Source organism: Pseudomonas caricapapayae (assembly GCF_001400735.1).
Taxonomy (GTDB): Bacteria; Pseudomonadota; Gammaproteobacteria; order Pseudomonadales; family Pseudomonadaceae; genus Aquipseudomonas; species Aquipseudomonas caricapapayae.
This window is the reverse complement of sequence record NZ_LJPW01000012.1, coordinates 96,603-117,531: the sequence shown is the minus strand read 5'-3', so window position 1 is coordinate 117,531 and position 20,929 is coordinate 96,603. Positions and strand designations below refer to the sequence as shown.

Below are 20,929 nucleotides of genomic sequence, written 5' to 3'. Positions count from 1 at the left end.
CCCGTGCCGTCCTTCATGTTACTGATCAGCTCATCCTGAACACGCTCACAGACAAACTCGGCAGCATCGCCATCGAACAAGGACAGCACATCCTGAAACAAGACCTCGAAGTCGGTGACGTTTGCTTTTCCTTCGGTGTGCGTCTGCCACGTCTGTGCGGCGGCTTTGCGAAGGGCCAGCAGACGTTCGACTTGAGGTTTGCCCAATCCGGAGTAGAGCGCAGCGGGGATCACCGGCAGAAGGCAGCGCACTGTTTCTTGCATTCGGCTGATATGAGAGTTCGATATGGGATAGCCGTCTGCTTTCAACCTCCTGGACAACTCGCGCTGAGAAATAGGCCCCCCAGACTCCTGCTCATAGATTGCTTGAGCGTTCTCGATGCCCACGGCTCGCTCAATGAACATCAGACTGCCGCGCAGGTCGTTCTCGGCCAAGTGACCGGTGAGGGCAATGATCTCCCCGCGAGCCTGATCCCATGGCCGGAACAGCACGCTGATTTTGTAAAAGCGCTGGTCACCGGTCTCGCTGTACAGCTCGCGCAGAATCGACAAGCGTGTATTGCCGCCGTTGCGGATGATGAAGTTCTTCTCACCCGGACGACGTGTGACCTGCGGCGGCTGATCCAGTCCCCGCACCCGGATGGAGTCCTTGATCTCCTGGTACTTGACGTTGGTCACGGTACGAGGGTTGTGCTCATACGCGGACAACTCGTCCAGGGTCAGTACCATGGGTGTGTCTGCAATGGGGTCTGGCAGTCGATCGACGGACGGACCTGATCGACTGAATGAGCCTTGTAGCAACTTGCCCGTTATTTCGTCGGCAGTGAGTTTGCTCGCCATGATTATTGACCCGCCTCAGGAAGTTGAACGACATTGCTCGCTGGCACCTCACCGTTGAGCAACACATCGATCACGGCCTTCAGGCGCGCAATCTCCTGCTCATGACGTAGCGTCGCGTCAATCCGGCTAACGATTTCTGAGTTCATGGAGCGATGGTTTGCTTTTGCAGCCCCTCGCACCCGCCCCCGCATTCCTGTCGGCAGGCGGATGACGAATTTTTCGTCTCTGTCGTCGTCACGAATACTCACAGCGTCGTTATTCAGCATGGCGTTCTCCATCATGGCTTAGGGTTTGTGCGCGGCGCAGTTGAGCGCGAGCGTTGAGGCCGGCCCTGTGGTCGCTGGGGGTGAAAGAGGTGTAGATGGGTGAGCATCCACCCTTGGTGAATTTGACGTGGCCACCGTGGGTGCGCTGCACTGCCCATCCTTGAGAAATGGCAAACTCAGCCAACGCCTGCAGGGATTTTTTTGCTCCCCGAAGAGACGCGGATACGTGGCTCATGTCCGTGCCCTCTCATTGCTGAAAGCAGCGGATCGAAAAGGGATCTGGTAGCGGCGGGCTATGGCTTCACACCGCTTGCGAGTTTGACCCAGAGACGCAGCGGCTGAAGCGAGCGATGAACCTGCTGTGCAGTGGGCTTTCAACAGCCGAGCCAGCTCGGTATCGGAAAGGGCATTGGCTGGTTTCCGTGTTTGAGCTCCAGTATCGGCCTTCAACTGGGCGGTCTTTTCAGCATTGAGGATGAAGGACGGCTCGCTGGAGCGATGGCTTGCCCGCACTTCATGCACACAGCCGCCGCGGTTAACGTATTCAGAGACGGCCTTTTCCAGCCGCAGGCGTTCCCGCTCACGCTGTGTTTGTGTGGGTAGATCGTCATGGGTGCTGTGATGCAGTTCCATATCAGAGGCCTCCAGCGGCAGTGAGCTTGTTACCCGACTGGATCTCGAGGATTTCAACCTCGTCGTCGGCGAAAGTCTCGGTAAGCTTCTCCATGAACGAGCGACGCGAACAGTCGCCTTCCATGCGAAACACCACGGTGTACTCCATGCAGCGGGGCATCTGCTTGAGCGCTGTATCAAATGGCTTGGTATCAACCGGGAGGATCTCGACCAAGTCCCCGCTATGGCACACCGGGCACTCTGCTGCCGTCATCGCTACGTGAGCTGCAAGATGCTGACCGCAGTTGCGGCATTCATCTGTAAGCGGAAGGGCGTTAGCACGCGGATTCATAGCGATTCTCCGGGGCGAGGGAAGTGGGTGATGCGTTGCGCAAAAGGGTGCCGGACGCAGCCAGTGGTAGAGTTTGGTTTCCAAACAAAAACCCAAACCACCGGAGGTACGGCATGGACTCAGTTGAAAGAAGTTGGTACGACCAACTCCTATTGGCGTTGGAAGATCGATATCCCGCTGAAAATAGTTCGCCTATTGCTAAAGTCAGGGCGAGAAACCGGCGATTACCGATATAGGCACTATCGGTACTGGGTAATGCTTCAGCGCAAGCGCGTGGATGGCCGCTCAAGGGCATGGATGTCGTAGATTTTGCGATCATCACAAAATACTCCTAGTTTCTTCCTGAGGTGCAAGCTCTGCCGCCTGCCAGTAAATGGCTAGCACTACACGAGGATTTACTGAGCCTGCCCATTGATCAGGCTGCGATTGAGGCTTGGGGCGTAAAGAACGCAGAGCCAGTCGAGGTTGACCTTCTGGGATGGGCGGTAAACCCATCAGGTCTGCCACCTGCTTGAGTGCAGGGCCGTCGGCAAATGTCTCGTACCAAAGTGGCGGGCGGTGTTCGCCGTCACTCCAAACATGCTCAGGGGCAATTTCTATAGCCAGGTTGAGGTGTGAGAAACTGGTGCTTCCCGTCTCGCGTACGGCGACGGCCCTGGGGCGAGCGATCAGGCTGGACTGCGCAAGCTGCCTGATAAGATCGTTCATGTTGGGGACCTGTGACGATGGATCGAGGTCGCTCAGTGCGCGCGTGATATCCCGATAAAGTGCCGGATATAGCGCCCAAACATGGTGTTCGGTTAGCCAGGCTTTGCGGGTTTCGGGCGGGTCGTTTTCAATGGTGTGACGCACAGCCAAGGCCAGCGCCTCACGTAGAAGCTCAACCGAGAACGATCCCGCTACTTGTTCTACCGCTGACTGGGGGGCTGGTGGTGTTGTTGCTTCCAACCACCAACCGCTGGGTGCTTGACGGACGTCGTCCAGCGTAGAGAGCTGTGCAGGCACGCCCTGTTTTCCATTCCAGAACCAGTAGTGGCCCGGCAGGGGCGGGGTTGTCTGCGACCAGGTAGGCGCTATTGGGGTTAACTCGATTGGCGTATTCATAGCGAGTGGGCCTCAGACGGCTGAACAGCAGACCGTTGAACCTGAGCGGGCAGAACCGCGCGGACTCGTGGGGAAAGGGTGCCGGACGCAGCCAGTAGTAAAGTTTGGGGGCTACGACACAAACTTCTGAACGCTGAAGGTCTGGAATGAAAACAAGTGACATAAAACTGACATCTAATACCGCATAAGCTTTTGATGTATTCATTGCCGTAACTCCCCTGGCCAATCACTCTCGGCCAGTGTTGAAAACTGGGTGTGCTTGGGGGGGAGGGCGGTTCTGACGGCGTCAGGCAAGCCATTCGATGCTTGCCTGGAGTCAACTTTGCGATGCCTAGGTGGGTGTCGCATTGAGCAACAGGGTGCTGGACGCAGCCGGTGGTAAATCGGGGGGTGGAATCCCAAACCAACGTTGACCTGCGGAGGTCCAGTATGAAATTTAGAGACGCACAGTCGTACGATGCTCTTGCGCAAACAATTTGGAAGGCCGCGCAGGCGCTGCTCGGGATTAGCTTGGTTGCACAGCGACAATGGTATGAACAGACCTTTTGCCTGGCTGCTTTGGGTGATTCCTTGGCTATCGCAAGAAAATGGGATTTGTCAGGCATGGAGGCGATTGAGTATGCGCTCATTCTTCGGCACTCCTGGCTTCCTGATCAGATCCGGCAAATGACTCCTCGCGATAAGTGGCTATCACTGCATGAGGAACTGGCAGGACTAGAGATGGCTTATGGTGCGAAGCAAGCGTTGAGAGGGCGTGAAGCGAGAGCGCCATTCGCCATTGATTCGCCGGAGGACGTGTGGCGAGTGCACCCGTGGGGATGTCCAGTACCATGAAAGGAGGATCTTCAACCTGATGGCCAACCCAGGGAAATACATCCTGAATTGCGTTGTACGGCAGTTCGCTTTTGGCGAGCTGCCGTACTAGACGCCAGCACGCTCGACCGCCGAATTTCGAGTCATACCTCAGGACATACCGCTGCGGGCATGATATCAATTCAAATTGAACGAGAAGCTCAGCCAAATCGTTTGGGATTTGCCGACGTGGCATAGGGCCCAATGCAATGCTGATAAGCGCGCTCAGGGCGGCTGCATCTATCAGCACGATGTCATCAACCAGCCAGGCAGACGGATGAGGCTTTTCTGTCAGGCATTGACTGATTGCTTCGTGCAGATGAGGGGCAAGAGACTCTTTTGTCAGTTCAATGAAGGAAGTCATGCCCTAGCTCCTTGCCAAGTGCTGGCCGAGAGGTTTTCAAAACGGGTGTGTTGGGGGATGAAGGCCGTTCTGACGGTGCCGAGCGAGCCGTTCCGGTGCTTGCCTAAGATCAGTTCAGCTACGCCTTTGTGTTCGGTATCCGCGTTATAGACCTCATCCCTGTACACAAAGAGAATCAGGTCCGCATCCTGCTCGAGCGCACCCGAATCACGTAGGTCCGCATTGATAGGCCGCTTGTTGGGACGCCGTTCAAGTTCTCTGTTCAGTTGAGAGAGCGCTACGACAGGGCAGTCGAACTCCTTGGCCAGCGCTTTGAGCGAGCGAGAAATTTCGCTGATTTCATTGGCCCGATTCTCAGTGCCTGGGCACTTCATCATTTGGAGGTAATCGATCATTATCAGAGCCGGCTTTCCAAAGCGCCTCGCACCTCTGCGAGCCCGCGCGCGTAATGCCGAAGGCGTCAGTTCTGATTGGTCGTCAATAACCAGCCGATCTCTGTAAGCGTTTACTTTGGCTACTGCCAACTGAAGCTTCGGCCAGTCCTCATCTTCCAGTTGGCCGCGCATCAGCTTCTCCAGATTCAGACGCCCTAATATGGACAAAAGCCTGAACAGCATCGCTTCGGCAGGGGTTTCCAGGCTGTAAATCTGAACGGTTGCGTCGAGATTTTTTTGAAGCGCCGGGTCCACGAAGTTGAGTGCAAGACTGGTTTTGCCCATTGACGGTCTGGCAGCGAGGAGGATTAGATCCGCTGGCTGTAGCCCACCTGTGAGTTCATCAAGATCGTCAAGTCCAGTGGGTACTCCGATGACTGACTCACCGGCGTTGAAGCGAAGATCGATCTTGTCGACCACCTGCATCAGCACCTTGTTGACGTCGACAAAGTCAGAAGTCTGACGTCCTTGCCCCAAGGCAAACAACTGCTGCTCGAGGAAGTCCTGCACTACAGCCGCGTCCGCCTGTGGATCAGAGGCCTCGCGTGCGCATCCATAGCCGTGTGATATGAGTCGACGTAGATGAGCTCGGTTGCTCACAGTGTCGGCATACGCCTTGATGTTGGCTACGGAGGGGGTGTTTTTGGCAAGCTCACTGAGGTAAGCCAAGCCACCAGCAGCCTCTATTGCCGCTATGGAGTCGGAAACCGTGACCACGTCAAATGGCCTGTTCGATTCAGCCAGCGCCGCAATGCTCTTGAAGATCAGACGGTGCTCGGCCCGGAAAAAGTCATCAGCTTTGATACGGTCTGCGATCAGATCCCAAGACTCGTTATCAAGCATCAGCCCGCCCAGCACTGCTTGTTCTGCTTCGACAGAGTGAGGAGGGGCCATGTGAGAAATATCCATCATGCCCTCCCGATTCTTGCAGAGAACGGGGAGTGCTGATCGACGCCTCTGTGCAACGCGGCTGTCGATCCTTGCTTCCATCCCTGATGCTGGGATTTGAGGTCGTGGCCTTTCACGGAGGTCGGCTCGATCTCCTTTTCGATCAGGGTAGGGTCATGCAACCCGATGTAGGCACTGATCGCTTGTTGGGTTTGTTCGTCCTGGCGACCGGCGAACTTGTAAACGTTGCGGGAGACTGCATCGATCCAGGCTTCGGCAAAGATTCGTCCACGTCGTCTCTTGGTCGTTGGATTGCAGCGTTTGAGCTGCGACACATGCTGACGCCGTGCCGTCACCAGTTGCAGGTGAAGCGCTGAATAGGCATAGCTGGACAGATCCGGCGATACACCCAAACCGATGAACTTGAAGTGCCAGTCTCCAGGCCGAGCTTGGTACGCAATGCAATCGCAGTCGAATGCGATCGCACACGTGTTTGCCAGGCTATGCAGCCAACTGGCGGGTGCCCGTTTCGTACCGGCCGAGACTGATGCCTCGCAGGCAAGATGAGCCTCCACCTCAAGCTCTTCGAGCTGGTACTGTTCCATGAGCTTGCGGCCTTGTCGCAGAGCTGTCTCAGCCTCGTTAGGAGAGGCTCCCGCAGAACGGGCCAATGCGAAGCATTTGATGACTTTGTCGATTATCCGTTGGCGGTCAATACTCATGGCTGCACCTCAGGTTGGGCCCCGGATGCAAGAGCCTCTTTCCAGAGCCTGAGGGTTTCATGTTCTTCAGCTGTGAGTTCTGCTTTCGCACGTTCCTCAAGGACTTTCGACTGCAGAGTGGCTAGCCGATATTCGACCTCAGATCCATCGTCGTAAGAGATGTCATTAGTCAGTGCCTCAATGAGTTGGGGACGCAGTGAGGCTAGACAACTGACTCGATAAGCGGTCAGGCTGGTCCAACCTATCAGGTTGCTAAACGGCGTCAGTAGATCGCGTCTGACTCTGCTATTGAGCTCTACTGTGGTGTAGAAGCTGTCGTATGCGCCAATACGATTGAATAACAGCACTGTTTTGAGGAGTTCAAGTTGCTGGTCCAGGCTCTCAATGGGCAGAGGATATGCAGCAGCAATCAGTAGTTTCGCTCTTGCGTTGCGCGCCTCCTGCCGACGTTTGGCCGTTTTCTCGTCGCGGACACGTTTTTCCTTGGCATGCTCGACATGAGAGTTCACTGATTCAAGAAGCTGCGCGGCCTGTGTGAGCAGTTCACGCTGTTCCACACTCAAGTAATCACCGAGTCGGCTAATCAGGCCTCCACCCATTTTATGGCCAGCGCCTAAATTACGGAGCTCACGTGACGTGCTCGTAAGCTTGGTCTGAGCTGCGCGCAATAGTGATGAGTTGTACTGCTCGTTGAGCTTGCGCATCAATTCAGGGGTAATGCCGGAAGCCTCTGTGAGGTTGGTCATTCCCATCTCAATGAACCCCTTTAACGCGCGCTTCTATGGCGTCTTCAGTCATCACCACGAAGCGGTCTGACCACCTAGGAAACAGTTCGATAGCGAGTTCGCGGATGATCTGCAGGGCGCTGGGCGCACGCCGATTGCTGGGCTGCTTGTATTCAACTCTGTGGGCGGACATGCCTGAGGTAGAAGCCTGACGGAAAACTACAGAGGCCGGGACGGTGCTTTGCGCCACATCGATCTCGTCGCTTTCAGCGAACGTCTGCCGGATGGCAAGGTGGATTGCTCGCGCATCGTTGGTGGCATCGAGGCAGTTCACTACGACTTTGATGGGGGGTATGTTCAAGCCGAGACGGGAATAGGGACGCAGGCCGTCAAGCATTTGCAAGGTGCCACGATTGAATTCACGGGCACTCAGCATGTTGGGCTGCAAAGGAGATACAGCAAGGTCTGATGCCAGTACCACCATTTCCAGCATGACACTGCGAGCACCTTGGGTATCTATGAGGATCAGGTCAAATTGGTCGGAGAACGCTTTCAACAGGTGAGCCAGTCGTAGCCGACCGTCCGGTGCCTGGAGCAGCAGGTTGATCAACTGATTGTTCGGATCGTTTGACAGGATCAGCGAAAGATTGGGGATGCTGGTTCGCGAGATGATTTTTTCAGGATCTGTCTGGTTGTGGGCGATCAGATCGAATATCCCGCCGCTGACCTCCTCGGCCATGGGGTAGTAGGAGGACAGCGAAGGCTGGACCGGGTCCATGTCTATGAGCAGGACCTTGAGGCCGGCATCGGCGCAGAAACCGCCCAGGTTGGCAGCCAGGGTGGTTTTACCGACACCACCTTTGGTGGACAAAAGCGAGGTAACGAACATGGTATAAAGCCTCTAATGGGAACATTAGAGGCTGCGTGGTCTTTCAAAACCGGGTCCCGCGTACTCGTGCTCAAGGGGCAGTAGGACCAATTGTCTTTTAACCAATTGGTCGTAGGTTCGAATCCCACACGACCCACCATTTTTGGCTTCAAGGTTCACCTTGGAGCCGAATCTTAAAGATCTGATGCCACTCGTATCAGGTCGCAGGCAGCTGGTTGAGGTGCCTTGATTTACCGGGGTATAGCGCAGTCCGGTAGCGCGCCTGCTTTGGGAGCAGGATGTCAGGAGTTCGAATCCCCTTACCCCGACCAAACAAGCGGCCGTCTGTCGCAAAACATAGCGCCAGCAAGCTGTGATGTAAAATTGAAACGCCCCGTACCAAGCGAAAGCTCGTGTACGGGGCTTTTTTTTGGCAAAAAATCTGCTCTGCGCGTGTCCCCGACGGCCCTGTCGCCCGCACGCTTGAAGCAATCGTAGATCGCTGGGCATTAATGATCATACGCGACGCGTTCGACGACGTTCGCCGCTTCAGTGAGTTTCAGAAACGTCTTGGTCTCGCCAAGAACCTTCTCACCGTCAAGCTCAAAATGCTCGTCGAGTTGGGCGTATTCAACGTCCAGCCGGCCTCCGACGGCAGTGCCTACAAGGAATATGTGCTGACTGATATGGGGCGCGCGGTGTTTCCCATCGTCGTCAGCATGCGTCAGTGGGGGAGCATTATTTATTTAAAGCAGGGGAGAGCTACTCGGTGCTGCTCGACAATGAATTGTCGGAGCCGGTAGAAACCATCGCAGTACGTTCCAGGAAGGGTAAGGTGCTGACTCCGGCCGATTGTCATCGGCGAGTCGTCAAGCGCTGGGGGTGAGACGACCGGAGACCGGAACGCAAGCTGATCTGTTCATCACTGGCAGTGTTGCTAGCGTGGCCAGCGTCACACAGGCATCTTGAGGCAAGCCTGCCTCAGTGACGGTGTAAGTCATCCCGTTCTCTTATGGAAGTGAGCTGGGCGATCAGTTGACCGACGTTACCGTGCTCGTTGTTGACGTCCGAACTGCCCATCCCGATCAGGATAACGATGAGAGCGAATAACAATTCAACCGAGATATAACCGCTTTGGTTCGTCCGAGCCGAATGGGTGGTGTTGTGCGTGTGTGTAGTCCTGAGTATGTGGGTTCGGGGTGCTTGTCCTCGATATGATTCGCTCTGGATCAGTCAGGTATGGATTTGCTGTAATCCAAGGAGACTTTTCGCCTTGGATTACAGCGGCCAGAAAGCGCCAAGGCACGCTGGCCATTACTCCCAGCCTCCCACAATTGCGCGGGAGTTATGCCTGGCTACAGCATTGCGGTTGAGTCGATGGACGCGCTGACTACGCCCACCAATGACACTTGCCCCTGCGGCGCGAAGATCATGTCGGCATTGCCCAGGTCCTGGGTCCAGTCGCCGGTGAGGCCGATTTCGAAGCGATGGCCCTGAGTGTCCGCTTCCACATCCTTGAGGTAGGTGCGGTCCAGGTCTTGGTTATAGACCATCTTCAGTGTCGTCCCGGTACCGTCTCCGAACCCCGTGTAACCCAATGCAGACACGTCGATTTTGTCGTTGTTGTCGGCGAACCGGACAATCAGGTCCACGAAGCTCTGGCTGTCCGTGCGGTAGCTGTCAGTCGCCGCCGTGTAGCGGAACACGTCGGCGTCATTTATGCCGTTACGGCCATAGACCGAGAGGTTCGGATCGTCGCCGCCGCTCAACTGGTCGGCACCCGCGCCTCCAATGATCACATCCGAGCCCCTGCCGCCGTCGATGCGGTCGTTACCGGCCAGGCCATAGATGACCTCCGACATGGCAGTTCCCGTGATCACGTCCCTGCCTGCGGTGCCTTCGGCGGTTGGAGCGGTGAACACCAGATTGTTGCTGTTCAGTTGCCCCGTGAGGTTGCCTTCGAACGCCAGTTCGAAGCGCTGCCCGTCGGCATCGGCATCGAAGCTTTTCAGATACGTGCGCGTGCCCTCGGCGTTGGCCTGGATGGCCAGCGTGCCATTGTGGCCGTCGCCAATGCCGGTGAAGCCCAACGCAATCAGGTCTACCCGGTCCTGGGAGGCGTCGAAGTCCAGGATCCGGTCGCTGCCGGTTTCGGTAGCGGTACGGAAGCTGTCGCTGATCTGGGTGTAGCGGAAAATGTCCGATCCCGTCCCGCCTGTCAGGACGTCACGGCCACCGGCACCTTGCAGCACATCGTCTCCGCCCAGGCCGCGGATGATCTCGGCCGTGTCGTTGCCAATCAAGTGATTGGCATCGCTGGAACCATCCACGTGGTAGTTCCCGTCCTGACTGCCAAAGCTTGTGTCCAGGCTGCCATCCGCATTCAAGCGGGTGATTACGTCGCCGGCGATCAGAATTTTGCCATCGGGCTGGACGACGACCGAATGGGCATAGCTGGAGGTGCCTTGGGGCACCTGGATCGTGAGCTTGCCATCGCCGCTGAAGGAGGTGTCGAACGAACCATCCGCATTCAGCCGCAGTACGTTGAAGGCTCTATCGTCGTTACTCTCGCCGGCAATGACGATCTTGCCATCGGCCTGCACGGTCATCGCAGAACGGTAGTCCAGTCCCAGCGTAGCATCGAAGTACACCACGCCGTCCGCGCCAAACCGGGCATCCACGTTGCCATCCGCCGTAAGTCGCTGAACGGCATAGACCGGATCGCCCGGGCTGCCAGGTCCTTCGCCGTCTGCATACAGCCAGCTGCCGAGCAATACGCTGCCGTCGGGTTGCACGACGGTGGCGATATTACCGGTGCCGTAATACCCGGTAGGGTTGAGGACAAGTGCACCACCGGTACCGAAATCCTCGGCCGGAGCACCGCTGTCGTCCAGCTTGAACACCATTGCTTGAGAGGTGCCGCGAAGGCTGACGTACACCGAGCCATCTGCTGTGGCATAGATAGCCATTCCATCAGCCCCGATCGGTACATCGAGGCCTGCAACGCCGCCATTGCCGAAAGTGGTGTCCAAAGTGCCATCCACGTTGAAGCGTTCTACTTTCAAACCCCCAAGCCCTGGCTGTGCCGACAGTACTTTGCCGTCGGCCTGCACTGCCATGACGTAGTAAGCATAATCTTCCGGATCCAGATTGGCAGGCACGAGGGCAATCCCGTCCTGGCTGAAGCTGTTGTCCAGGCTACCATCACTGTTGAGGCGCACCGCCGTGTAGCTGCCGCGCGTACCATAGCTTTCATCGCCCGGCGAGCCCGGGTAACCAATGGCGGTCTGGAAGCTTTCGCCGCCGACGATGATCTTGCCGTCAGGCTGGAGGATTATGCTCCAGTTTGAATCGCGTCCCGTGGACGGGTCGACCTGCACAGTTCCCGGGCCGGTTCGCACGGTGGAATTGATGGTGGCCTTGCTATTGATGATTGACGCCATGACGTTGTCCTTTTGGCATGGGACCCGATGGATTGGGAAAAGGGCTGCACAGGTCCGTTGAATCTGACCTTGGCAGGACCTATTAATGCGAACGATTTAGGCTCTGGCACACCACATCAACCGCACCCTGCGGCATGACTCCGATCCCGAAAGGCGTCGATACCTAAAGCCAGATGCAGCAGCTCAAAGCCCTGGGCTGCCCCTATGCAGTGGTCGACTCATCCCGAACACGACGTTAAGTATTTTTCTGACTGAGCGGGTGCCGGTCCATCATTGAACTGCTGTGGCCGGACCCAGTTGTAGCGATGCATCAGATTAATCTCTGATGTCCCGCTGAGCCTCTTGGACCGTCATGTAGCCCACGTTCGGTATCCACTCAGTTTTCAAATGACTGTTCAATGGGCTTTGATCGTTCGTGAACAAAAAAGCGGGCCTGCATGATCTGTTCAAGAGATCGGTTACCACGCTCTTCTGCGATATTAAAAAGAGCTCCCATGGATCCCTGCTGTTCCGCTTCACTTCGAGCTGAATAATTTGAACACCTTATCCGCTTTGCTTTCCAAACCAGACCGAGCCTGGGGCAACCCAATGAAACGCACATTTTTAGCCATATCGGCGCCTTTGAATCAGAACGTTGCAGCCGCTGAACAGACGTTTGACTTGCCGAGTTGTGATGTGGAGCTGCGTACTGTGATTGGAAAAACCGGTGGAGATATCGGTGACACCAGGCAAGCCCACCTGTCAGGGGAGCAGATTTTCTGAGTGCAGATATCAATACATCACGCAGAGCTCGCAGGGTTACTCAGGCTCACGCTGAGTTCATGCTCAAACACGTTGAGGCGATCCGGCAGCAGAATGACGACCTTGTCGAGCAGCAGGGTTTTTTGAGTGCTGCAGAAAAAGCGAGCGTTGACCGCGATTTCGATGCCATCGCATTGCAGCTGTGCCAATAGGGTAGACCATGTTAGAACATCTCGACCTCAACGCGCTGATTGCCGCCTACGGCTATTGGGTAATCTTCGTGGGCTGTCTGCTGGAAGGTGAAACAGTGTTGATCCTCGGCGGTATGGCTGCGCACCAAGGCACTCTGCAAATGCTGCAGGTGATCGGCTGGGCTACGTTGGGCGGCGTATTGGGCGACCAGTTGTTATTCTGGACCGGACGTTATTCCGGTGAGCGTCTGCTGCCCAGACTCAAACGTCACCAATCTGCCATCGAACGGGTCGAGGGTCTTATCAAACGCTACCCCACGACTTCTGTGTTCGCTGTTCGCTTTCTGTACGGAATGCGTCTTGTGGGGCCTATGGTGATCGGTGCAAGTGGCCTGTCGCCTTGGCGTTTCGCCTTGATCAATGTGCTGGGCGCGGCAGTCTGGGCAACCCTGTTCGTCTGTGCGGGCTATTGGGCCGGCGAGGCACTGGAGCATTTTCTTGGCGACATTAAGCCCTATCGCCTGCCGATCTTTCTCACGGTGGTAGCACTAGTGACCTGTGCGGCACTGTTACGGTATGTACGTAAGCGGGGGGAAGCAAAGCATCGGTGAGGCAGCGGGTTCGAGACATCGGAATGGTCAGATTCCACGCTTTGTCTTGATCTTCTTTCGCATGTCGAAGAGCACATCCTCAACACACACAGATTTCCTCAGATACCGACATGGATTTCATATCGATTTTTTAAACTGATTGCAACGGGAGATAGCAATTAATACCGGCAGTTTCTGTATGGGGATGGAGTATTCGGCGCACATATAGGTAACGCATTGTTACGAATTCGAGATTTGGACAGGTATGTGTCTATTAGAGTCAAAGTTCTATTTCATCCGTTCGTCGATACCCACCAAAAAAAATTTCAGAAAAGAAAAAGTGTGACGACATAATAGCGCTTAGCCATGGATCGGCTTTTTATATTAACTGAGAGATGCTCGATCTATGAATAGGCTTTCCCTGCCTAGGCCCCTCGTTGCCCCGAAAATAAATGTTTTTCGAGTATTTACTCAACCTGTTCGACGGGGGTGCGGATGACGCAGCAGTGCGTCCAGTCAATTATCCGGCCCTGCCCTCAATGAGGGGGTGAGCAGAATTAATAGAGTGGTTTATCCGGATTTTTATCAAACCTGATGCTCAGGTGCTTTTCCGGCGGACTTTTTTTTCAAAAAATTAATGGGTTATATATGTCCAGCGCAACATCAGGTGTGTTAAGTAATATGACGGTCCGGGCGAAGCTTATGGTCGGCTTCGGAGTGTTGATTTTAATGCTGCTATTGATGGCCTATACAGGAAAGGAAGCGACCGACTCGTTGAAGCGCCGTGCCGAACTGTCTGGAGATATTGCTCAGTTCAGCTCCACCGCTCGAGATATGCGCATCGAGCGTTTGGTTTATTTTTTAAAGGCAGACGATGCACAGGCTGCAAAGTGGTTGGAAGCATTAGAGCGGACCGAGCGTCAGCTGGCAACGATGTCACCGCGTTTCAAAACACCCAACAATATTGAGCTGCTGAAAGAGGCCCAGACAACGATGCAGCTTTATCGTGGGTTCTACAGTCGATCAGTCGAGGCTACCCGAGAGCGTGAGCAGTTACGTACACAGGCCGGCGCATCGGGCGAAACGATTAACGGGTTTTTAACGAAGGTCGCAGAAGCCGCCAATGGCGAGAATGGGAGTGCAACGGAACGTCAGAAACTTCCGGAGCTTTTTATCTCTGTCCAGAAGATGCGTACCGCCTTTCGTTCGTATACGGCATCCCCAAGTAAAAATGGGGAAGATACAGTTCGTCAGGCTATAGGGCAGGTGGGGGCACGTGTAGAGGCTCTCAGAAATACAAACTTACCCACTGCCGAGGTTCAAGGATTAGCTGCCAGCGTGGCCGTCTACAGTGGGCAGCTGGAAGCGTTGGTTGCCGCTCAGACTAAAGTTGATGAGGCTCAAGGCGGTATCACGACATCGATCGCTACCATTCTGGGTATCACGGACAAGATGACCGCCATTCAAAATGAGCTTCGTACATCCGATGCAGAGAAAGCACAGCAGAAGATTTTGCTCTGGCTGACCCTGTCTGCCCTCTTGAGTGTGCTTGCTGCCTGGTTGATCACACGGTCGATTGTTCATCCGCTCAAAGAGACTGTTGAAATCGTCGAGGTCGTTGCAGGAGGAGACTTTACGTACAAGACAGTCGTTACTCGTAGCGATGAGCTTGGCACGTTGCAGGGCAGCATGCTGCGTATGACGGCCGGACTTAGAAGCCTGATCAGCGAAATGAAAGACGGGGTTGTGCAGGTCGCAAGCGCAGCAGAGGAGCTTTCAGCGGTAACGGAGCAGACCAGTGCGGGCGTGAACGCGCAGAAGCTGGAGACTGAGCAAATCGCCACTGCGATGCAGCAGATGACGGCCACCACTCATGAGGTATCCCGTAACGCAGCTCAAGCCGTCAACACGGCACAAATCGCCAGTCAGTTGGCCCTGAAAGGTGGGCAAGTCGTTGACAGGACTCGCTCCCAGATAGAGACCCTGGCGCGTGAGATGAACATGACCAGAACGGCAATGGCGGCGCTTAGAGGGAATACTCAAAGCATTGGTGGCGTTCTGGACGTGATAAAAACGGTGGCTGATCAGACGAACCTGCTGGCGTTGAACGCGGCCATTGAAGCGGCGCGTGCCGGGGAGGCAGGACGTGGGTTTGCTGTAGTCGCGGATGAGGTCAGGGGCTTGGCCGTGCGCACCCGCACGTCGACAGATGAGATCGCGCTGCTCATAAACGAACTGCAAACCAGTACCCATCATATGGGGCAAGTGTTGGAGCAGAATCTGGCACTGACAGACAGCAGTGTTGAACTGTCTACCCAAGCCAGTGAGATGCTGCAAAGTATCACGGCATCTGTTCATGAGATTGAGGTCATGAACGAACAGATCGCTGTTGCCACCGAGCAGCAAAGTAACGTCGGTGAAGAAATAGGCAGAGGCGTCACAAATGTCAGGGACATTTCAGACCAAACGGCTGCTGCCAGTGAAGAGACAGCGACATCGAGCGTTGAATTGGCCAGGGTCAGCGCCAGGCTACAAGAAATGACCAACAGATTCATAATCTAGCCCAACTACCTGGTCCAGGGCGATTTCGTCGTGGGCCAGGACCTGAATTCGGAGGGGTATGATTTACCCTCTGTTCTTCAAAGCGTCTGGCTTTTTTGCAGGGGCGGTCAGTCAAGCAATGAATCATGGCGCGTTGCTGCAAACATCGACGTATGAGTTCGATTATCCACAACGGATATCCGGAAGTTTCGGATATTGGCTTCTGCGCAGGCAGCTTCCACAGCAGTGTGGGCTAACCTTGTGTCGCGCGACATTCACATCGGCTGCACAGTGATCTGAAAGGGCTACTGGCTTGTGCTCGCGGGCTCGAAATACACTGAACGCCCAATCTCTGTCTGACTCCAAATCTTGCCCCGGCGCTCAAAAACCAACGCATCACGTCGATGGGTATTCGAATCATCTGCCTATCAAGGAATTTCCATGACCGATCCACGTAACGTCGCACATGACAAAAAAGTTCAGCAAGAGAAGAAGAACCATGGCGAAGAAATCGCCCCCAATGCCGAACACGCGCCTCAGCCAGGTTTGAAGCCAGCACTCAAACACGAAAATGATGACAAGGACGACGAGCAAGCTTGAGCCGGGCATCCGCCTGACCTGAAGACTTTCGTTTGGCGCTGCTGGCTAAGGTCGGCAGCGCCATTTTTACTGGCGTTACCTGTACTTTGCGCGTCCTGAAAAACTTGCGCTTTATGATTGCCCTCAAGAAGACGTAAGGGGTTCGTGGAAAGGCGTATTCAGCGCGGTTATCCGCCGACGCTGGTTGATATAGCATTTACCCCATACCTGAACGTATAAATGTTCGCTGAACCAGCCCCCACGGTCGCTAATGAGTTCGGGCTGGTGACCATTCGAAGCAAAACTGCCCCAATGGCCATCCAGCCCGACGTTGCAACTACAGTCAGAAGCGAACCGTCACGCCTGCGTTAACCGAATGGAAGCGCGTGTCGGTACCGAACTGCCCCTGGTAGGACAAGTCCAGATCGGTCTGCCGATTCAAGCGCAGTTTCGCGCCCACTTCAGTCAAGGCGGTGTTGCGGGTTTGAGCTACACCCTGTACCTCAAAGTCTGGACCGCCGGCAAAGGACTGAATGTTTCGCGGGTCCAGGTCGCCATAGGCGCGTCTCCATCCCAACGAGCCGTACACCTGAGTATTGACGTTCGCCACATCGATGTTCGACGACGCGCGCAGACCCAGTGTCGAGAAGACGGTGTCCTGTTTGTCGCTGGACACGTCCAGGGCGGCTGGTCCGCCTTTTTCGTGCAGGTCCTGGGCGTCGTAGCGTACATAAGACAGGCCGGCGAAAGGCTCCAGAGCGACACGGCCAACCGGGATGCGGTAGGCCGCCTCACCACTGGCCTGCAGCGACTTGGCGTTGCGTTTGCCGGTCAGGTGGTCGCTGAATCCGGCAAAGGCCACGTTCCGCTCGCTTTCCAGCTTGTGCCAGGTGTAACCGACGTCAGCACTGAGGCGCAGGGCGTCGATTTGGCCACCGGTGTAGAGACCCAGATGGTAGTTGTCGCTGTGGCCGTCGGCATCGCGGTCATCGGCATCGAATTTCGAGCGGCTGTAGCCGGCGTAAACGCCACCGCGCCAGTCAGGGGTGAAACTGCCATCCGCCCCGAACAACAGGCCGCCGGTGCTTTGGTGCAGACCACCGGCACCGTTGTTGCCGTCTACCTTGGTCCAGTTACCGAAGGGCTGCACCCAGGCACCGTTTTGAGTGGTTGGCGCGCTTGGCATCAAATTGAGCGCCATGGCTGGCATGCGCAGCGTTCCCGTATCCAGAATATTGCGCAGGCGAGTGCCCAGCACGCCGGACACCACCTGGCTATTGGCGATCAGGGCCGTCGAGGTGCTGCCGTGATAGTCGCCGGACAGTTGATCGGCAGCGTTACGAGCGCTTTCCGCATCGAGAATCAGCAGGTTGTTGTAGAGGCGCAGCGGTTCACCACTTTGCTCGAGTACGCTCAGCGCGCCAGCGGTATTGAACTGGTTTTGAGTCAGCATGACCGTCTGAAAGATGCCGGGAGCTGGTGCAGGTTCTGGAGTGGGCGTAGGTGTAGGCTCCGGTGTCGGTGTCGGTGTCGGTGTCGGCTCAGGAGTTGGAGTTGGCTCCGGTGTTGGTGTTGGTGTCGGAGTTGGCTCAGGAGTAGGAGTTGGCTCAGGAGTAGGAGTCGGAGTTGGCGTAGGTGTCGGCTCTACGCTTTTTTGCTCGATGGTGAGGTTCAGATCATTGGCCGTGCGCTGCAGTCCGACATTCAGGAATGCCGAGTTGGTCAGCGCCTGGGCATAGGCGGTCCCTGCGGCGGCACCGTCGACCACACCGCCCTGAGCAGAGAGCAGGGTGTAAGTCCTGCCGCTCTGATAGCTCTGCGCGGGATCCAGCGCGGTCACGTTGACCTGCGTACCGCGCAGGGTGGCTGTGCCGCTGACGTTGATCTTGTCGGCTCTACCGTCGCCTGCGATGTCCGCGGCGTAACGTGAGCCTGCGGCCATGTCGAGGTCGCCTTGTATGGCCAGCGCACCTATGGCGTTTTCGCCGGGCGACAGGGTACCGCCGGAAGCTACCTGCGTAGTACCCACCTGACCGACGCCGGCCAGAACGCCGCCGTCCAGTACCTGGGCGCTGTTGGTATAAGTCCCGAACTCGGTGCGCCCGGCAATACCGTTGACCACCAGCGTGCCGTTGCCTACGTTAAATCGCGAAAGGCTTTGGGTCGTGGCCGTATTGCCGCGCTGATTAACCTGGTCGACGTTCCCCGACAGCACCAGTCGCCCGCCGCGCACAACAACGCTGCCGGCCAGTCCGGTAAGGTCGCCGCTCAAGGTGGTATTGCCGTTGAACGCATACACTCGGCCCGTTCCGTTCAGGGTGTTGGCGACCTGCAGATCAGTATCGGTATGGTTGAACGCCAGGTGCCCGTTGCCGGTACCGAAATTAATGGCGGTTTGCGGGTCCAGTCGGCCAGCCGCCTGAGCTGTTCCGGCAGTCACCGAATCGATATCGGTACGGTTGGGGTCGGCCACGACCGGACCGCCCACAGCAAGCGTGCCGCGTGTTGGAGTGTTGATGCTGCTTATGGTGCTGATGAGAAGACCGTTAGTGGCGCTCAGCTCTGCACCGTCTGACAGTGTCAGGTAGGTGCGGGTGTCGCTGGTGCCCAGCGTCATGATTTGCGCTGCGAGCCGTGTGCCTTGTCCGGTAATAGTCACCTGATTGCTGCGGCTGGTGATGGCCGAACCCAGCAAGAGCGAGTCGGTCGTCAGCACTGCACCGTTGTCGAGCGTGAGGTTGTTTCTGTTCCTGAAAACCCCGCTGTTGTCCCATCGGGTTCCGGCTCCGGAAAGATTGACGACGGAGTCGATGTCTACCTGTTGGCTATTGATTTTGCCGCCATCGTTGGCCGTGATGCTCGATCTATAGACAAAGACGCCACCGGCTTCGATGTTGACTGCATCGACCAGCGAGTTCTGGCCACTCACCAGCAGTTCGGCGTTCGAGAATGCGTTGGAGCGAGAGCCATTGACATCGCCCAGGTCGAGGTCCCGCACCGACACCTGACCTCCATTGCGAACAGTCAGGTCGCCTTGACCGACCCCACCGACAACGATCGTGTTACCCAGTACAAATGAGGTACGCGGTACTACCCAGCGCGAACCGGCCCCTTCGACTATGACGCTGGCCTGGGCCGGGTTTACGCCAGTACTGCTGGCTTGGCCAACGATGTTGCCGCCTTCGCTGGTCACGGTTGCGCCACTGTTGATGGTGAGGCTGGAAGAGTTGCCGTCAGTTGACCGCACCTCGATCGAGCCATCAATGACGCGGTCGCTGTTAAAGGTTTCCTGACCATTGGTAAGAACGTAATCCGCTGCCTGAGCATCTGGAAGCAGTGCAAGAGTAATCGCAAAAGCAAGAGGGGATATTCTGAATAAGGGGTTCATAGCGACTCCAGATACTCCATAAAGGCCACAAGGGTGGCTGCCAGCCCTGAGGGCTTGGGCGGTTCCGTTCGGCAGGTTGCCAACGACGGGAGTATTGGGAGGCGAGGGGGTAATGGATATAGTACGCATGTACTAGGCCTGTCTATAAAGTGGCTGCGCCCGGTGAAGCTGCTTTAAAAACAGGTTCGGGCGCGAGTCCGACCGGAAGACTTATTTATAACCTGATCTTCGCTCGCCAACTGTTCTTACAGCGCCGGGTGGCCGCTGAATAATAAAGCCTGCTCGGTTAATCCGGAACTGCCTTAGTGCATCTGTACTATTGATGTTAGGTCACGCAGTAGCTACCGTTTCGTGCGACGTTATCGGGCGCAAATTATTTAAATAATGAATGACAGGGTTAGGCACTTGGTTAGCCAGTCACTGGAGTGTGTAAATGAAAAGTGTAGCCTTGTTTCCATTGATCCTGGCTTTGTCGGGATGCGCGGGTCTTGATCAGGCCATGTCAGTGACCAATGGTGTTATTGATCAGACGGGTGATGTGCTGAGCGGAGATTTCAGAGGGCTGACGGACGCCAGGCAAACAACGTTGACGGAAATATGGGGCGATTGGCAGACCAATGAGGTTACTGCCAAAGAAAAATGGGACGCCCGTACACTGATTATTCCTGGCGTGGTGCAGCGTATTACCAAAACAGGCACAGTCGTCGGTCAGAATCAGATTGCCGTGATCTTCAGCGATCCGTCCAACCCGAAGTGCACGGGCCAGGGCTTGACTCGCGATGACCTGTTGGTGAACAAGAAAAAAATAAGCAGCTTCAAGAAGGGCGACAGAATCCTTGTGAAAGGGGTTTTAGGCACCAGTGAGTCGAAATGGACCGATAATGATTCCTGCTGGCTGTCGTTTGATAAAGCCGAATTTACACTTCAGAAATAAAGCACGGCAGCACAAAACCCGGACGGTGTCCGGGTTCTTCAAGCGGCCTGTCTGCTGCGCGGTCAGTTTTGCCAGGTGGTGTAATAAACCGGAACGCCGCGCGAGTTGGTGATGGAGGCATAGTTGAAACCCGGCGCAAACGATTCTCCGCCTGCGAAGGTATAACCAAACGCGCTGAATTCAATACCACCGCCGACCTGAGCCAACTCGCTCTCGTCCAGCACCCGAAGGGCGGGCACGGTAGGAAGTGCATCATGCGCCTGGTGTGGGTTCACTGCGTGAGTCATGGCTTTATTTCCTCTAAGCTGATCATTGAATGGGTCTTGCGGTCACCAGAAATGACAACAGACCACAGCATTAAAGTCAGCGCCGACAGGCACATCAATAGTACAGATGAACTAGTTATTCGTGTGTCTCTTGGCCATTAGTTCATCTGTGCTATTGAGGTTGCCTGGCATCAGGGGCTGTAATGCGTCGTCCTGTTGTCTCGATAGTA

At 55.8% G+C, this 20,929-nt stretch carries 20 protein-coding genes, 1 tRNA gene and 4 pseudogenes; 8 read left to right on the top strand and 17 right to left on the bottom strand.

Features of this window, described 5'->3' with window-relative positions; translation table 11 throughout:
* The 11 genes from ALO80_RS02545 to ALO80_RS02500 form a co-directional block, all read right to left on the bottom strand.
* The coding region (locus tag ALO80_RS02545; RefSeq protein WP_174518937.1) for a ParB family protein at positions 1–839 on the bottom strand (839 nt) is incomplete at its 3' end.
* A gap of 2 nt (positions 840–841) precedes the next feature.
* Positions 842–1,105: an Arc family DNA-binding protein gene (locus tag ALO80_RS02540; protein WP_055007811.1), complete on the bottom strand. Its 264-nt coding sequence runs from the start codon at positions 1,103–1,105 to the stop codon at positions 842–844.
* A complete protein-coding gene (locus ALO80_RS31865; protein WP_083493118.1) occupies positions 1,095–1,340 on the bottom strand; it encodes a hypothetical protein in 246 nt (81 codons plus the stop codon). Before ALO80_RS31865 ends, ALO80_RS02540 begins: the two co-directional genes overlap by 11 nt.
* Positions 1,337–1,738, bottom strand: a complete 402-nt coding sequence (locus ALO80_RS02535; protein ID WP_055007810.1) for a hypothetical protein — start codon at positions 1,736–1,738, stop codon at positions 1,337–1,339. The genes ALO80_RS31865 and ALO80_RS02535 overlap by 4 nt, the downstream gene beginning before the upstream one ends.
* A gap of 1 nt (position 1,739) precedes the next feature.
* Positions 1,740–2,069 (bottom strand): hypothetical protein, encoded by a 330-nt coding sequence (locus tag ALO80_RS02530; protein ID WP_055007809.1) that lies wholly within the window; start codon positions 2,067–2,069, stop codon positions 1,740–1,742.
* A 318-nt stretch (positions 2,070–2,387) separates the two neighbouring features.
* The gene (locus ALO80_RS02525) at positions 2,388–3,173 is read right to left on the bottom strand and encodes a hypothetical protein (RefSeq protein WP_223813417.1); all 786 of its coding nucleotides are present in this window, start codon (positions 3,171–3,173) and stop codon (positions 2,388–2,390) included.
* Positions 3,174–3,798: 625 nt separating this feature from the next.
* Positions 3,799–4,389: a hypothetical protein gene (locus tag ALO80_RS31225; protein WP_055007807.1), complete on the bottom strand. Its 591-nt coding sequence runs from the start codon at positions 4,387–4,389 to the stop codon at positions 3,799–3,801.
* The gene (dnaB, locus tag ALO80_RS02515) at positions 4,386–5,732 is read right to left on the bottom strand and encodes a replicative DNA helicase (RefSeq protein ID WP_055007823.1); all 1,347 of its coding nucleotides are present in this window, start codon (positions 5,730–5,732) and stop codon (positions 4,386–4,388) included. The genes ALO80_RS31225 and dnaB overlap by 4 nt, the downstream gene beginning before the upstream one ends.
* Positions 5,732–6,433, bottom strand: coding sequence for a DUF2786 domain-containing protein (locus tag ALO80_RS02510; RefSeq protein WP_055007806.1), 702 nt, complete (start codon positions 6,431–6,433; stop codon positions 5,732–5,734). The genes dnaB and ALO80_RS02510 overlap by 1 nt, the downstream gene beginning before the upstream one ends.
* Positions 6,430–7,185, bottom strand: coding sequence for a hypothetical protein (locus ALO80_RS02505; RefSeq protein WP_055007805.1), 756 nt, complete (start codon positions 7,183–7,185; stop codon positions 6,430–6,432). Before ALO80_RS02505 ends, ALO80_RS02510 begins: the two co-directional genes overlap by 4 nt.
* 1 nt (position 7,186) lies before the next feature.
* Positions 7,187–8,047, bottom strand: coding sequence for a ParA family protein (locus ALO80_RS02500; protein ID WP_055007804.1), 861 nt, complete (start codon positions 8,045–8,047; stop codon positions 7,187–7,189).
* 234 nt (positions 8,048–8,281) lie between these two features.
* On the opposite strand from ALO80_RS02500, the gene ALO80_RS02495 reads away from it, so the two are divergent.
* Both ALO80_RS02495 and ALO80_RS02490 read left to right on the top strand, forming a co-directional pair.
* A tRNA-Pro gene (locus tag ALO80_RS02495) sits at positions 8,282–8,358 on the top strand.
* A 108-nt stretch (positions 8,359–8,466) separates the two neighbouring features.
* Positions 8,467–8,912, top strand: a pseudogene (locus tag ALO80_RS02490) (winged helix-turn-helix transcriptional regulator).
* A gap of 55 nt (positions 8,913–8,967) precedes the next feature.
* On the opposite strand, the pseudogene ALO80_RS28880 reads toward ALO80_RS02490, so the two are convergent.
* From ALO80_RS28880 to ALO80_RS30405, 3 genes and pseudogenes are all read right to left on the bottom strand, one after another.
* Positions 8,968–9,214 (bottom strand): annotated as a pseudogene (locus tag ALO80_RS28880) (type 4 pilus major pilin); the annotation flags it as partial.
* Positions 9,215–9,381: 167 nt separating this feature from the next.
* The gene (locus ALO80_RS02485) at positions 9,382–11,469 is read right to left on the bottom strand and encodes a calcium-binding protein (protein ID WP_055007803.1); all 2,088 of its coding nucleotides are present in this window, start codon (positions 11,467–11,469) and stop codon (positions 9,382–9,384) included.
* Between the two features lie 218 nt (positions 11,470–11,687).
* Positions 11,688–11,856 (bottom strand): annotated as a pseudogene (locus ALO80_RS30405) (IS3 family transposase); the annotation flags it as partial.
* A 201-nt stretch (positions 11,857–12,057) separates the two neighbouring features.
* Between ALO80_RS30405 and ALO80_RS31220 the strand changes: the two are divergent.
* On the top strand, positions 12,058–12,231 hold the full coding sequence (locus ALO80_RS31220; protein ID WP_159420653.1) for a hypothetical protein: 174 nt from the start codon (positions 12,058–12,060) through the stop codon (positions 12,229–12,231).
* Positions 12,232–12,248: 17 nt separating this feature from the next.
* Here ALO80_RS31220 and ALO80_RS31215 read toward each other — a convergent pair whose 3' ends face one another.
* Positions 12,249–12,419, bottom strand: a complete 171-nt coding sequence (locus ALO80_RS31215; RefSeq protein WP_159420652.1) for a hypothetical protein — start codon at positions 12,417–12,419, stop codon at positions 12,249–12,251.
* Between the two features lie 11 nt (positions 12,420–12,430).
* Here ALO80_RS31215 and ALO80_RS02480 point away from each other — a divergent pair, with 11 nt between their 5' ends.
* The 4 genes and pseudogenes from ALO80_RS02480 (at position 12,431) to ALO80_RS31520 (ending at position 16,132) form a co-directional block, all read left to right on the top strand.
* The gene (locus ALO80_RS02480; RefSeq protein WP_055007802.1) at positions 12,431–13,012 is read left to right on the top strand and encodes a DedA family protein; all 582 of its coding nucleotides are present in this window, start codon (positions 12,431–12,433) and stop codon (positions 13,010–13,012) included.
* A 573-nt stretch (positions 13,013–13,585) separates the two neighbouring features.
* Positions 13,586–14,695: pseudogene (locus ALO80_RS32410) on the top strand (methyl-accepting chemotaxis protein); the annotation flags it as partial.
* Positions 14,681–15,553, top strand: coding sequence for a methyl-accepting chemotaxis protein (locus tag ALO80_RS32405; RefSeq protein ID WP_375233056.1), 873 nt, complete (start codon positions 14,681–14,683; stop codon positions 15,551–15,553). The pseudogene ALO80_RS32410 and the gene ALO80_RS32405, both read left to right, overlap by 15 nt.
* 420 nt (positions 15,554–15,973) lie before the next feature.
* Positions 15,974–16,132, top strand: a complete 159-nt coding sequence (locus ALO80_RS31520) for a hypothetical protein (protein WP_081034632.1) — start codon at positions 15,974–15,976, stop codon at positions 16,130–16,132.
* A 322-nt stretch (positions 16,133–16,454) separates the two neighbouring features.
* On the opposite strand, the gene ALO80_RS02470 is transcribed toward ALO80_RS31520, so the two are convergent.
* A complete protein-coding gene (locus ALO80_RS02470; protein WP_083493115.1) occupies positions 16,455–19,499 on the bottom strand; it encodes an autotransporter domain-containing protein in 3,045 nt (1,014 codons plus the stop codon).
* Between the two features lie 433 nt (positions 19,500–19,932).
* Here ALO80_RS02470 and ALO80_RS02465 point away from each other — a divergent pair, with 433 nt between their 5' ends.
* The gene (locus tag ALO80_RS02465; protein WP_055007801.1) at positions 19,933–20,433 is read left to right on the top strand and encodes a hypothetical protein; all 501 of its coding nucleotides are present in this window, start codon (positions 19,933–19,935) and stop codon (positions 20,431–20,433) included.
* A gap of 62 nt (positions 20,434–20,495) precedes the next feature.
* Here the strand turns inward: ALO80_RS02465 and ALO80_RS02460 are convergent, their stop codons facing one another.
* Complete coding sequence (locus tag ALO80_RS02460) at positions 20,496–20,720, bottom strand: hypothetical protein (RefSeq protein ID WP_055007800.1); 225 nt, start codon at positions 20,718–20,720, stop codon at positions 20,496–20,498.
* Between the last annotated feature and the right edge of the window lie 209 nt (positions 20,721–20,929).

Bases quoted from the DNA above. Each gene is read 5' to 3' on its own strand.
- ALO80_RS02525 (WP_223813417.1), bottom strand. From the start codon at position 3,173: ATGAATACGCCAATCGAGTTAACCCCAATAGCGCCTACCTGGTCGCAG.
- ALO80_RS02470 (WP_083493115.1), bottom strand. From the start codon at position 19,499: ATGAACCCCTTATTCAGAATATCCCCTCTTGCTTTTGCGATTACTCTT.
- ALO80_RS02510 (WP_055007806.1), bottom strand. From the start codon at position 6,433: ATGAGTATTGACCGCCAACGGATAATCGACAAAGTCATCAAATGCTTC.
- ALO80_RS31225 (WP_055007807.1), bottom strand. From the start codon at position 4,389: ATGACTTCCTTCATTGAACTGACAAAAGAGTCTCTTGCCCCTCATCTG.
- ALO80_RS02485 (WP_055007803.1), bottom strand. From the start codon at position 11,469: ATGGCGTCAATCATCAATAGCAAGGCCACCATCAATTCCACCGTGCGA.
- ALO80_RS02505 (WP_055007805.1), bottom strand. From the start codon at position 7,185: ATGGGAATGACCAACCTCACAGAGGCTTCCGGCATTACCCCTGAATTG.
- ALO80_RS02460 (WP_055007800.1), bottom strand. From the start codon at position 20,720: ATGACTCACGCAGTGAACCCACACCAGGCGCATGATGCACTTCCTACC.
- ALO80_RS02480 (WP_055007802.1), top strand. From the start codon at position 12,431: ATGTTAGAACATCTCGACCTCAACGCGCTGATTGCCGCCTACGGCTAT.
- ALO80_RS31520 (WP_081034632.1), top strand. From the start codon at position 15,974: ATGACCGATCCACGTAACGTCGCACATGACAAAAAAGTTCAGCAAGAG.
- ALO80_RS02535 (WP_055007810.1), bottom strand. From the start codon at position 1,738: ATGGAACTGCATCACAGCACCCATGACGATCTACCCACACAAACACAG.
- ALO80_RS31865 (WP_083493118.1), bottom strand. From the start codon at position 1,340: ATGAGCCACGTATCCGCGTCTCTTCGGGGAGCAAAAAAATCCCTGCAG.
- ALO80_RS02500 (WP_055007804.1), bottom strand. From the start codon at position 8,047: ATGTTCGTTACCTCGCTTTTGTCCACCAAAGGTGGTGTCGGTAAAACC.
- ALO80_RS02530 (WP_055007809.1), bottom strand. From the start codon at position 2,069: ATGAATCCGCGTGCTAACGCCCTTCCGCTTACAGATGAATGCCGCAAC.
- dnaB (WP_055007823.1), bottom strand. From the start codon at position 5,732: ATGGATATTTCTCACATGGCCCCTCCTCACTCTGTCGAAGCAGAACAA.
- ALO80_RS02465 (WP_055007801.1), top strand. From the start codon at position 19,933: ATGAAAAGTGTAGCCTTGTTTCCATTGATCCTGGCTTTGTCGGGATGC.
- ALO80_RS31220 (WP_159420653.1), top strand. From the start codon at position 12,058: ATGAAACGCACATTTTTAGCCATATCGGCGCCTTTGAATCAGAACGTT.
- ALO80_RS32405 (WP_375233056.1), top strand. From the start codon at position 14,681: ATGCTGCGTATGACGGCCGGACTTAGAAGCCTGATCAGCGAAATGAAA.
- ALO80_RS02540 (WP_055007811.1), bottom strand. From the start codon at position 1,105: ATGCTGAATAACGACGCTGTGAGTATTCGTGACGACGACAGAGACGAA.